9 protein-coding genes are annotated in these 12,485 nt (G+C 60.1%); 2 read left to right on the top strand and 7 right to left on the bottom strand.

Translation table 11 applies throughout. The features are described 5' to 3' along the window. Positions 1-35: 35 nt before the first annotated feature. A complete protein-coding gene (locus AAGQ88_RS18830; RefSeq protein ID WP_342653232.1) occupies positions 36-1,052 on the bottom strand; it encodes an AraC family transcriptional regulator ligand-binding domain-containing protein in 1,017 nt (338 codons plus the stop codon). 190 nt (positions 1,053-1,242) lie between these two features. Between AAGQ88_RS18830 and AAGQ88_RS18835 the strand changes: the two genes are divergently transcribed. Both AAGQ88_RS18835 and AAGQ88_RS18840 read left to right on the top strand, forming a co-directional pair. Next, positions 1,243-2,427 carry an acetyl-CoA C-acyltransferase family protein gene (locus AAGQ88_RS18835; protein WP_342653233.1) on the top strand — a complete coding sequence of 395 codons (1,185 nt, stop codon included), beginning with the start codon at positions 1,243-1,245 and terminating at the stop codon, positions 2,425-2,427. Positions 2,428-2,441: 14 nt separating this feature from the next. Beyond that, positions 2,442-3,293 carry a 3-hydroxybutyryl-CoA dehydrogenase gene (locus tag AAGQ88_RS18840; protein ID WP_342653234.1) on the top strand — a complete coding sequence of 284 codons (852 nt, stop codon included), beginning with the start codon at positions 2,442-2,444 and terminating at the stop codon, positions 3,291-3,293. Between the two features lie 119 nt (positions 3,294-3,412). Here AAGQ88_RS18840 and AAGQ88_RS18845 read toward each other — a convergent pair whose 3' ends face one another. From AAGQ88_RS18845 to AAGQ88_RS18870, 6 genes are all read right to left on the bottom strand, one after another. After that, positions 3,413-5,794 carry an RND family transporter gene (locus AAGQ88_RS18845; protein WP_285426321.1) on the bottom strand — a complete coding sequence of 794 codons (2,382 nt, stop codon included), beginning with the start codon at positions 5,792-5,794 and terminating at the stop codon, positions 3,413-3,415. A 27-nt stretch (positions 5,795-5,821) separates the two neighbouring features. After that, on the bottom strand, positions 5,822-6,922 hold the full coding sequence (locus AAGQ88_RS18850) for a YCF48-related protein (protein WP_342653235.1): 1,101 nt from the start codon (positions 6,920-6,922) through the stop codon (positions 5,822-5,824). Positions 6,923-7,434: 512 nt separating this feature from the next. Then, the gene (locus AAGQ88_RS18855; protein ID WP_342653236.1) at positions 7,435-8,394 is read right to left on the bottom strand and encodes an omptin family outer membrane protease; all 960 of its coding nucleotides are present in this window, start codon (positions 8,392-8,394) and stop codon (positions 7,435-7,437) included. 296 nt (positions 8,395-8,690) lie between these two features. Next, positions 8,691-11,357: an aminopeptidase N gene (gene pepN / locus AAGQ88_RS18860; protein WP_342653237.1), complete on the bottom strand. Its 2,667-nt coding sequence runs from the start codon at positions 11,355-11,357 to the stop codon at positions 8,691-8,693. Positions 11,358-11,389: 32 nt separating this feature from the next. Continuing rightward, positions 11,390-12,220, bottom strand: coding sequence for a DUF2797 domain-containing protein (locus tag AAGQ88_RS18865; protein WP_285426339.1), 831 nt, complete (start codon positions 12,218-12,220; stop codon positions 11,390-11,392). Then, positions 12,217-12,477 (bottom strand): DUF1315 family protein, encoded by a 261-nt coding sequence (locus AAGQ88_RS18870; RefSeq protein ID WP_093459806.1) that lies wholly within the window; start codon positions 12,475-12,477, stop codon positions 12,217-12,219. The genes AAGQ88_RS18865 and AAGQ88_RS18870 overlap by 4 nt, the downstream gene beginning before the upstream one ends. Positions 12,478-12,485: the final 8 nt, after the last annotated feature.

Raw genomic sequence — 12,485 nt, forward strand, 5'->3', positions numbered from 1 at the left:
TGCCGGGGTGCCGGCTGTCCTTTGCAGTGAGCGAATCAAGCCTGGCGCGCCGCCTGTTTTTTACGATAGCCGCCCGGGCTTTCGCCCGTCCATTTCTTGAACGCCCGGTGAAACGCGCTGGGCTCCTGAAAGCCGACCAGCGCGGCGATGTCCACCACGCTCATGTCGGTTTCACGCAGCGTCTGCTGCGCGATGCCACGCCTGACATCGTCCTTGATGCCCTGAAACGCACAGCCCTCACGCTCCAGACGGCGCCGAAAGGTGGTCTGGCTGAGTTTCAGTTCATCGGCCATTTCCAGCAGGGTCGGCCAGTGACCGTAATGGCTGTTGCGAAGACGCTGATACACCTGCGCCGCCAGCCCGCGCTGATTGCGGAAGCGGATCACCAGCCACTGCGGCGCGGTGCGCAAAAACGATTTGAGCGAGGGCAGCGACTGCACCACCGGCAGTCGCAGGTAATGACTGGAGAACTCGATCTCGGTGCGCTGCTCGCCAAAACTCAGGTTGAATCCCCACAGCAGCGAGTCGTCGCTGAGTCGCTCGCGGTGCTGGCGAAACTGCGCGCGGTCAATGGTGATCCGTCGTCCGCCCAGCCAGCACAGCAGGCTGATCATCAGCAGCAGAAAGGTTTCTTCGCCAAAGCGTTGCTTGACCGGATCGTCGGTGCGGGTTTCCACGGCAATCACCGCTCGCTGGCCGCGCACGATGAGGCTGCCGCGAAAATCGCGCAGGAACAGGCCAAAATTGTTCAGGCACTGACGCAGCGCTTTTTCAAGGTTCGGTTCCTGGATGAGCGCCCGGCAGATCAAGGCGAAGCTGCCCAACGGCATGCCGTGCGAGTCGAGGGCGAAAAACTCATCGCCCAGCTCCTTGATCTGAATGAGCCACAGCGCTGCGAACGCGCTGGCCGACACCCTGGCGGCCGGATCATCGAGCAGGGACATGTCGATGCCCGCCGCTTCCAGCACCGATTGCAGGCGTAACGGTTCGTCCCGCAAGGCGTGCACCACCAACTGGACGAAGTAAATCGACACTGAATCCTTTTCCCGCATGAGCAGCTTTTCCTCTTATTGGTATGCGCCACTGGCCAGACCGTGATGGTAAAGAACGCCAGCTGATCTGGACAGTTTTGGCATAGGCCCGCTGCAAACGTCGATCTAGACTTGCCCGCAATCAGCCCTTGACCGAAATGCCGTCTGTCGGTGCTGCCCACCCTAAATACAACAGGTTTCAGGAGTCGACATGAGCACTACCGAAGTTTTCGTCGTCAGCGCGCTGCGCACCGCCATCGGTGGATTCGGCGGTTCCCTCAAGGATGTCTCGCCCATCGAACTGGGCACCCAGGTGAGCCGCGCTGCCATTGCCGGGTCGGGGCTCGCCGCCGAGCACATCGGCCACGTGGTCATGGGTCATGTCATCCCGACAGAAGTGCGCGATGCCTACCTGTCCCGCGTCATCGCCCTTGAAACGGGCCTGACCAAGGAAACCCCGGCCATGAACGTCAACCGCCTGTGCGGCTCGGGTCTGCAAGCCATTGTGTCGGCCGCCCAGTCGGTGATGCTCGGCGATGCCAAAGCGGTGCTGGCCGGCGGCGCCGAATCCATGAGCCGCGGCGCTTACATCATGCCGCAAGCCCGCTGGGGTGCGCGCATGGGCAACGTTCAGGCATACGACTACATGCTCGGCGCGCTGCACGATCCGTTTGCCAACATCCACATGGGCATCACCGCCGAGAACATCGCAGAGAACTACGGCATCACCCGAGCCGACCAGGATGCACTGGCGCTCACCAGCCAGCAGCGCGCGGCCCGGGCCATTGCCGAAGGCCGCTTCGCAAGTCAGATCGTGCCCATTGAAATCGCCAGCCGCAAAGGCACCGTGACCTTCGCTCAGGACGAACACGTGCGCGGCGATGTCACCGCCGAGCAGCTGGAAAAGATGAAAACCGCATTCAAGAAGGACGGCACCGTGACCGCCGGCAACGCCTCGGGCTTGAACGATGGCGCCGCAGCGCTGGTGATGGCCAGTGGCGACATGGTCCGCGAACAGGGCCTCAAGCCGCTCGCGCGCCTGGTCGCGTACGCGCACGCCGGGGTCGAGCCGTCGATGATGGGCCTGGGGCCGATTCCCGCCAGCCGCAAGGTTTTGGAACGCGCAGGCCTGACCGTCGCAGACCTGGACGTGATCGAATCCAACGAGGCATTCGCCGCCCAGGCCTGCGCGGTCGCCCGCGAGCTGGGTTTCGATCCGGAAAAGGTTAACCCTAATGGCTCCGGTATTTCGCTGGGTCACCCGGTCGGCGCGACGGGCGCCATCATCGCGACCAAGGCGATTCACGAGCTGCACCGGACTCAGGGCCGCTACGCACTGGTGACCATGTGCATCGGCGGCGGTCAGGGCATCGCTGTTATCTTCGAACGCGTTTGAGCGAGGAGCCTTCAATGAGCCTGCAACACATTGCCGTGATCGGCGCCGGCACCATGGGCAACGGCATCGCCCAGGTGTGCGCCGTCGCGGGTTTTGACGTGACCCTGGTGGATATTTCCGACACGGCGCTGGAGCGCGGTGTCGCGACCGTGCGCAAGAACCTCGAACGTCAGGTGAACAAGCAAACGATCGACAACGATAGTGCGAAAGCCGCCTTGCAACGCATTCAGACGACCACCGACTACGCGCAGCTGGACGGCGCGCAACTGGTGATCGAGGCAGCCACCGAGAACCTGGACCTCAAGCTGCGGCTGCTGAAGATGATCGCCAGTCATGTGGGGCGGGACTGCGTGATTGCCTCCAACACCTCGTCGCTGTCGATCACGGAGCTGGCGGCCAGCGTGGAGTTTCCGGAGCGTTTCATCGGGCTGCATTTCTTCAATCCGGTGCCGATGATGGGCCTGATCGAAGTCATCCGCGGCTTGCAGACGGCCGATGAAACCCACGTCGCCGCGATCAAGCTGGCCGAACGCCTGAACAAGACCGCGATCACGGCAGGTAACCGCCCAGGCTTTGTGGTCAACCGGATCCTGGTGCCGATGATCAACGAAGCGATTCTGGTGCTGCAGGAAGGCTTGGCGACTGCACAGGACATCGACGACGGCATGCGCCTGGGCTGCAACCAGCCAATCGGTCCGCTGGCCCTGGCGGACCTGATCGGCCTGGACACATTGCTGGCCATTGTCGAAGCGTTCCATGACGGCTTCAACGACAGCAAATACCGCCCTGCCCCGCTGCTCAAGGAAATGGTCGCCGCAGGCTACCTGGGACGTAAGAGCGGACGAGGTTTCTTCGTCTACAACTGACAGGCTGGGCGAAAAATACAGGTCGCCTGTACCGGACAATTACGGCATGCGCCTTGTTCTTCGCCCTCATAAAAAACCGCAGGCTGCGTACGGCCTGCGGTTTTTTTGTTCCCGGTCGATCAGTGCGAGAACAGCGAGTTGCCGACCTTGCCGGCCATCTTCTCCGGTTTGATGAGGAAACGCGCCAGCGCTGGCAACAGCCACAGGGCGCCGAACATGTTCCACAACAGCATGAACGTCAGCATCAGGCCCATGTCGGCCTGGAACTTGATCGCCGAGAAAATCCACGTGCACACACCGATCGCCAGGCACAGGCCGGTGAACAGCACGGCCTTGCCGGTCGATTTCAGCGTCTCGTAATACGCCTCCTGCAACGGCAGCCCCGCACGCAGGAAACTCTCCAGACGGCTGTAGATGTAGATGCCGTAATCGACGCCGATCCCCACGCCCAGCGCCACCACCGGCAAGGTCGCGACCTTGACGCCGATGCCCATGAACGCCATCAGCGCGTTGCCCAGCACCGAGGTCAATACGAGCGGCAAGACGATGCACAACGTCGCGGCCCACGAGCGGAAAGTGATCATGCACATCACGGCCACGCAGATGTACACCAGGATGAGAATCGTCAGCTCAGCCTGCTTGATCACCTCGTTTGTTGCGGCCTCGATTCCGGCGTTACCCGCCGCCAGCAGGAATTCCAGGCCTTCCTTGTTGTTCTGCTGCGCGAATTCCTGCACTGCATGCACCGCCCGGTCCAGGGTTTCTGCCTTGTGGTCGTTGAGGAAAATCAGCAGCGGCGCCAGCGAACAGGTGTTGTTGTAGAGCCCGTCCGCCCGGGAAATGGAGCTGTTGAGCACGTCCTTGTTGCGCGACAGCGACTCCCATTTCAGGTTGCCCTCGTTCATGCCCTTGATCACTTGCTTGGACACTGTGACCAGTGAAATGGCCGACTGCACGCCCGGCGTGTTTTCCATTTTCCACGACAACTCGTTGATCGCCGACAGCGTCTGAAAGGCAGAGCAGCCCTCGGGCGGTGTCTTGACCATGACCACCAGCACATCGGAACTGGTCGAGTAGTTGTTGATGATGAAGTTGTTGTCCTGGTTGTACCGCGAATCCGGCCGCAGCTCCGGCGCCCCTTGATCAAGATCGCCGATCTTCAGGTTGTGCCCGTACCAGAGGCCTGCGCCCAACGCCACCAGCGCCAGGATCACCGACACCCGCGCGACCTTCGGCGCGGCAAAGTTCGACAACAGTCGCCAGAAAGGATGCTCGCGTACGGCGTCCTGCTTACTGCGCACCACGGCCTTTTTGCTGATGCCGACGTAGGAAATCGCCACTGGCAGCAGGATCAGGTTGGTGAACACGATCACCGCGACGCCGATCGAGGCGCCAATGGCCAACTCGCGGATCACGCCGATGTCGATGATCAGTAACGTGATGAACCCCACGGCATCGGCCAGAATCGCGATCATTCCCGGCAGAAAGAGCTGGCGGAACGTGCGTCGTGCCGCCGTCAGGGCGTTCTCGGCGTCACTCGATTGCAGCGCAATGCCGTTGATCTTCTGCACGCCGTGGGAAATACCGATCGCGAAGATCAGAAACGGCACCAGCATCGAGTAAGGATCGAGCCCGAAACCCACGACATGCATCAGGCCCAGCTGCCAGATCACGGCGATCAGCGTCGTGCTCAACACGGCAATCGTGCTGCGCAGGCAGCGGGTGAACCACATCAGCAGCACCAGCGTGATCAGAAACGCGACGCCGAAGAACATGACGACCATGATCAGGCCGTCGATCAGATCACCCACTTTCTTGGCAAAGCCGACGATGTGGATATCGACGTTGGGATTCTGTGCTTCGTATTTGTCGCGGATCTTTTCTTCGAGCTGGTGGGAAAACTGGCGATAGTCCAGCGGCAACAGCCTGCTCTGATCGGCCGGATCCGGATAGAACTCCTGCAGCGGCACGTCGACGATGCTGGACTTGAAGTTGTTGGCGACGAGACGACCCACCTGCCCGGATTTCAGAACGTTATTGCGCAGCTTGTCGAGGCTTTCCTGCGAACCGTCGTAGCTCTGCGGGATCACCTCGCCACCGGCAAAACCCTCTTCGGTCACCTCGGTCCAGCGCACGCTCGGGCTCCAGAGCGACTTGAGGCCCGAACGGTCGACGCCGGAAATGTAGAACACCTCGTCGTTGATCTGCCGCAGGGTCTCCATGTACTCCTTGGAGAAGATATCGCCCTGCCGGGCCTCTACCGAAATCCGGACGGTATTGCCCAGGTTGGCCAGGTCGTTGCGGTGTTCCATCATGTTCTGAATGAACGGATGCCCGAGCGGGATCATCTTTTCGAAGCTGGTGGAGGGGCGCACCAGGGTGGCCTGCCAGAACAGGAAAATACTGACCAGCAGGCAAAGGCCGATCACTGTCGGCCGATTGTTGAAGATCAGACGTTCCAGCAGTGTCGGCTTGTCGTGATGCTGTTGAAGATTGGTCATGGGAAAGCGTCCTGGCCTGGTCGGTTCTTATTGTTGAGCGACATCGGCGCCCGTTGGCGAGGTGACGCGAACGCCGCCCTGTCCCACCAGAATCAGATTGCCCTTATCGTCTTCGGTCACGCCGGCAAGCGAAATACGGTCCGAGCGGTTCGAGACCGTGAAGCTCTCCCCATCGTCGGTACTGCGCATCACGCTACCGCCATTTCCTACGAGCACTATGGAGTTGTCCGGCAACAGCGAGGCGTTGGCGATACTGAATTCCAGCGGCCCGCGTTCGCCCTGCAGGGCAACGGGTTCCCAGTGACTGCCGAAATCCGTGGAGCGGAACAGGTTGCCGCGCAGACCATAGGCCAGCAACGTGTTGGCCTGCGAGGTGCCGACCACGCCGAACAGTGATCCCTGATAAGGGCCTTCGAGTTTTTCCCAGGTCTGGCCGTCATCGGGCGAGCGAAACATGCTGCCCTGCTCCCCTACGGCGAACAGTCCGGCGTCCTTCACGTAGGCAATGCCGTTGAGGTGGAACTGGTCTTCGTTATCGAGACGCTCGCCGATGTCCTGCCAATGCTGGCCGCCGTCAGTGGTTTCCAGCAATGCGCCGTAGGCACCCACAGCGAAGCCGGTCTGCAGATCTTTGAACCAGACGTCCAGCAATGGCGCTTCACGCTTGAGGTCTTCGAACTGTTTGCTCCAGGAAGCCCCGCCGTCATTGCTGGCGAGGATCTGCGCATCATGGCCAACCGCCCAGCCGTGCTGGTCGTCGACGAAGTAAACCGCTGTCAGCAACTGGCGCGTCGGCACTTTGGCCTGGGTCCAGGTTCTGCCCTCGTCATCGGAAAAGAGAATGTGGCCGCGATCCCCCACCACGACCACGCGCTTGCCGGCGTGGGTCACGTCCAGCAACAGGCTGCGGGAAGCTTTGGCGGATTCGAGGGCGAAAACAGCGGAATCACCGACGTTGGCGGGCGCATCAGTTGGCGTGCTGTCGGCTGCGAGCGCGGCGCCGCAGAAGGTCATTGAGATGAGCAACGACAACACCGTGCTCAGAGGCTTGCCCGTGTGCGACGTCCGGGAATCGTCACTGCCTCGAATGACCGCGGACCAAGTGCGCCGAATGACTGGCTCACGCATGGAGCTTCCCCTTCCTTTATTTTTATTAGGTTCTCCGCAGCCCCCGTCGAAAGCCGCAAGCGCTCTAGCTCGCGTACGACATGGCCCTGCCGAAGCGAACCCATCCTATCCAGCTTTGGAAACGTATGACAATCGACATGACGTTATCTTTTGTTAAGCAACGACCCGGTGATTGCAGCGTTATCACCAGGATTGATTGAGAACTCTAGACGCTGCAATTGGCTGTGGAGCAACATACAAGCGAAGCGCCACCTTTTGCGCTGCTTGCCCAGCTGAGAGTCAGACCCCCGTGGCCGCAATGATCGACGGGCAGGCTCATTGCGAGCACCTCTTGCCAGACCGAATCGGTTATCGCATCACGTTAAAGCCTGAAATGGGCGCCTGCGTAAGACTGGCCGTCTCGGGCGATGCATGGCCACTGTTCTGGCCATGCATTTGCGGCCGCGCGCGCCTGAGGATCTGACTGATGTCAGGGTCAGGCTTGCGAGGATTAGCGTAGTCAGAGTCGATCGTCAGAAAGCGTAACTGACCGCCAGCGTCGACAGGGTGGTGCGCGCAGACTGTCCGGCGACTTTGCCCGAATAGTGATCGGTTTGACCTTCCGCCCTGTCCTCTACCGCCATGCTGCCTCTGGATTCGGCGTAAACCTGGTGATCCACGCCGGCCTTCATCGACAACTGAGGGTTGAAGCGATAGGACAATGCCAAGGCAAAGCTTTGCATACGCCCCGAGTTTCCATCGTGGCGGGTGAAGGTAGTGTCGCGCAGATAATGTTGGTCGACATCCCGAGCTCTGACCCACTGACTGTGTTTGAAACGACCTTCCAGGCTCCAGTCTCGAAAATGCAACAGCCCTACCAGCCCGACATAAGGGGTGTCGTACGTCTGCTCATAGCCGATCCCTTTTTCGGCGTCCGGAAACTTTCCGGACATGTCACGATATCCGGCTTGGGAGGAATACGTGTAACGCCCGCCGCGTGAATCCCAGCCATATTGGCTGCGCTGGTAACCGATCGTGGCGCCGATGGCAGCGTGTTCATTTCTGAAGAGCCAGGCGGTGCCCGCAATCTCCGCCTGCCAAGCCTTTTCGACACGGGTATCAGGATGGTCGGAGTAATCACTCCAGCTCTTGTGGTCATCTTTCAACCAGTCGTAGTCCTTCATATGGCTGTTGCCCTTGGTGACGGCCGTCCAGCCACGCAGATCGAGGGAAAGCCACTGCGCCGGATAGTACGTCAGGCCCAGATGCAACGTGGGAACCTGCTTCATGTCCCAGTTCAACTGGCTCATCTTCTTGCCGTTGTCCGGGTCAAAAACCTTCTCGCGGGCCTGACCGTTCAACAGCCCGACGCCCAGATTCATCTCGATACTGCCCAGCTCAAACCGTTGCTCACCCGTAACCTGAGCGGTCGCCATCGCCTCATGAGCAAACGCGACCAGACCCAGCATCAACAGCGTTTTCCGTCCCTTCATCAACACTTCCGCACCTTTCATAAGAGGATGTGCGTTGCGCCAGCAACCTGCCGCAACAAAGCGTTTAAAGAATGAACGTCACTGAAGGATGTTTCTGCCGGCCCGCTCCTACCGTGTCGTATGAAAGCCAGACATTGGGTGATGGAAATTGCCTACAACAATTGATTGCCACGCAGTCCGTGGTGATGGTGCCGGGAGAAACCAGGAAGCGTTTTATAAGAAAAGCGGAAATGAAAACGCGCAAAAAAAGGGCCTTCCGCTCTCACGCAAGGCCCTTCTTACCCCCAGGTGATCGATCAATCAGCCAGGCTTTTGCTCACCACTTCATACACGTCAGGCGAGAGTTCACCGGATGCGCGGATGCGCTCCAGTTCGGCTTTCATCAGTGCCTGACGCGCGCTGTCGTATTTGCGCCAGCGGGTCAGTGGCGCCAGTTGACGGGAGGCGATCTGCGGATTGAAGCCGTTCAGTTCGATGACCAGATCGGCCAGGAAGCGATAACCCGAGCCATCGGCGGCGTGGAAGTTGATCAGGTTTTGCCCGGCGAATGCACCGATCAGGGCACGCACCTTGTTCGGGTTCTTCAGGGTGAAGGCCGAGTGCTGCATGAGAGCTTTCACACGATCCAGACCGCCCGGCAGCGTGCTGCCAGCCTGCACGCTGAACCACTGATCCATGACCAGCGCGTTGTCTTTGAAGTTCTCGGCGAACACCGCGAGCGCCTTGGCTTTCTCGTCCTCGAATGGCGAGTTGACCAGCACCGCAAGGGCAGTAAGGCGTTCGGTCATGTTGTCGGCGGTATCGAACTGGTCGATCGCGGCGGCCAGCACGTCCTGCCTTTCAGTGAGCATCAGGTAAGACAGTGCGATGTTCTGCAGCGCGCGGCGGGCAAAGTGCTCGGACTCGGCCACGTATGCGGTCGTTTTCGACAGCTCGCGGTTAGTCTGGTAGCGCTTCCACAGCGCGTCACTGAGGCCGTTCGCCAGTTGCTTGCGGGCAAACTCTCGGGCAGCGTGGATAGCATCGACGTCCGCCACTTCGCTGATCTCGATCAGATACGCCTCGCCCGGCAGGGACAGCATTTCCGCGACCATGGCCTGATCCAGGCTTTCATCCGCCAGCACCGTGCCCAGCGCGGTCACCAGTCGTTGATCCAGAACCAGTGGCTCGCCTTTCTGATGCTGGGCGATCAGTTCTTGCAACACTTGCACCGACAGTTGTTGACCGGCATCCCAGCGATTGAAACCGTCGCTGTCGTGCTGCATCAGGAACATCAGCTGATCGCGGTTGTACGGAAAGCTCAGCTTGACCGGTGCCGAGAAACCGCGCAGCAGCGAAGGCAGCGGCTGTTCGGCGACGTCGACAAAGGTGAAGGTCTGCTCGGCCTCGGTGACCGAGATCACGCGCGAATGCCCCGATGCAGCTGTCTCGCCCTGCAGGCGCAGCGGAATTTCGTTGCCTTGCTTGTCCAGCAAGCCCAATGAAACCGGGATGACGAAAGGCTTTTTGGCGTCGCCCGGCTGGCCTGGCGTGGTGGGCGCGGACTGGCGGAACGTCAGGCTGTAGGTCTTGACCGATGCGTCGTAGGACTCGGTCACCGCCAGACGTGGCGTGCCGGCCTGGGAGTACCAGCGCTTGAACTGGGTCAGGTCGACGCCGTTGGCGTCTTCCATCGCTTTGACGAAGTCGTCGCACGTCACGGCTTGACCGTCATGGCGCTCGAAATACAGATCGCTGCCTTTGCGGAAGCCCTCGGCGCCCAGCAAGGTATGAATCATGCCGACGACTTCCGAGCCTTTTTCGTACACGGTCAGGGTATAGAAGTTCGAGATCTCGATGAAGCTGTCCGGGCGAACGGCGTGGGCCATCGGGCCGGCGTCTTCGGCGAACTGGTGGGTGCGCAGGTAGGCAACGTCCTGGATGCGCTTGACCGTCGCCGAGTTCATGTCGGCCGAGAAGCCCGAATCGCGGAACACCGTGAAACCTTCCTTGAGCGACAGCTGGAACCAGTCGCGGCAGGTCACGCGGTTGCCCGACCAGTTATGGAAGTATTCGTGGGCGACAATGGCCTCGACGCGCTGGTGCGCAGCGTCAGTCGCGGTTTCGGCGCGGGCCAGCACGGCACTGGAGTTGAAGATGTTCAGGCCCTTGTTTTCCATCGCGCCCATGTTGAAGTCGTTGACCGCGACGATCATGAAGATGTCCAGATCGTATTCGCGGCCATACACCTCTTCGTCCCAGCGCATGGACTTCTTCAGGCTGTCCATCGCGTGCTGGCATTTGTCGATGTTTTCGGGCTCGACGAAGATGCGCAGCGTGACCTTGCGCTGGCTCATGGTGACGAAGGTGTCTTCGACGCACCACAAATCTCCTGCGACCAGCGCAAACAGGTAGGCGGGTTTCTTGAACGGGTCTTCCCAGGTCGCCCAGTGGCGGTCGTCGCCTTCAGGGCCCAGGTCGATCAGGTTGCCGTTGGACAGCAGGATCGGAAACGCCTGCTTGTTGGCAATGACCGTCGTGGTGAAGGTGCTCATCACGTCCGGGCGATCGAGGTAATAGGTGATCTTGCGGAAACCTTCGGCCTCGCACTGCGTGCAGAACATGCCGCTGGACTTGTACAGGCCCTCCAGCGCGGTGTTGGTTTCCGGGTGGATCTTCACGCTGGTGTCCAGGGTGAAGGTCGCGGATTCAGGCTGAATCGTCAGGCTGTCGGGCGTCAGCTGGTAATCGCCGGGCGCCAGGTCCACGTCGGCCAGCTTGACCGACAGCAGCTCCAGCAACTGGCCGTCCAGAACCAGCGGGGGCAAGCCGGCGCCTCGCTCGGGATTGCGACGCATGACCAACTGCGCATGCACCAGCGAATGGTCGTCGAACAATTCGAATGTCAGGTGCGTCTCGTCGATGAGGTACTCAGGCGCCTGATAATCCTTCAGGTAAATCATTTTCGGCTGTTCGGTGCGCATGATTCTGTCCTTATGCTTTTTCTGTTACACGGCTACTGGTGCACGGCAAGTTGATACGCCGTGTACTTGCGGATGTTGATCACGCCCGTGTCGAAGATCAGGTATTGACCCTTGACGCCCAGCAGCGTGCCTTCGGCGATGGGGTCTTTGTCCAGATTGAAGCTGACGATCTTGGTCGGATAAGCCTCGACCGGGTAACGGATCTGGATGGGCTCGACATCGTGCAGCAACTGAATCGCCTGCAGGCCGAAACGCGTTTGCAGCGCAGTCAGACCTTCGGCGCAGGACTCGAACAATTGCTGACGGATGGCACTGAGGTCAACCGATGGCGCATCGCCTTTAAGCAGCGCCCGCCAGTTGGTGCGATCCGCCACCTGGCTGCGAAACAGGTCCTCGACGAACCCGGACTGCTGACGGGTGGCCACACGCACGATCGGCAGGGCCTGACTGGCACCCTGATCCAGCCAGCGCGTCGGCAACTGCGTGGCGCGGGTGATGCCGACTTTGACGCCCGACGAATTGGCCAGATAGACCACATGGTCAGTCATGCAGAATTGCTGGCCCCACGAAGGATCGCGGCATGTGCCGTGTTCGTGATGGCATTTCTCGGGGCTCATGATGCAGACATCGCATTGCGCCAGCTTCTGCATGCACGGGTAGCAATAACCCTGGCTGAAGCTGGTCTTGGTCCGACGCCCGCAATGGCTGCAGTGAATGGCGCCCAGATACTCCAGCCGCACAGTTTTGCCGATCAGCGGGTTGACCGGAATTTCCGACTCACCCAGACGAAAAGCGTATTCAACGTTCGAGGCGTCCAGACGCGCCGACATTTTGTTAACGGATCCGCGGCCAATCTCAATCAATGGATAGCGTCCGATTTGAACAGGATGTTGGGCACCGGTGCGGATTTGGACGCGCATTCCTGCGGGCCCATGTAACCAATGCGCTGGTCTTCCGGCACATTGCGCACTTCCCAGGCGATGAGCGCCTGCAGCGACAGTTCACGTTGTTCCTGCGTCAGCTTGCGGCCATCGGACCACTTGCCGATTTCCACGGCCAGTTTCAGGCTCTCGTAGATGTCCGGGGTGATGTTTTCAATCATTTCTACAAACGAGGACATGGGTTTCT

Origin of the sequence: Pseudomonas sp. F3-2 (assembly GCF_038804275.1) — a bacterium.
Taxonomy (GTDB): domain Bacteria; phylum Pseudomonadota; class Gammaproteobacteria; order Pseudomonadales; family Pseudomonadaceae; genus Aquipseudomonas.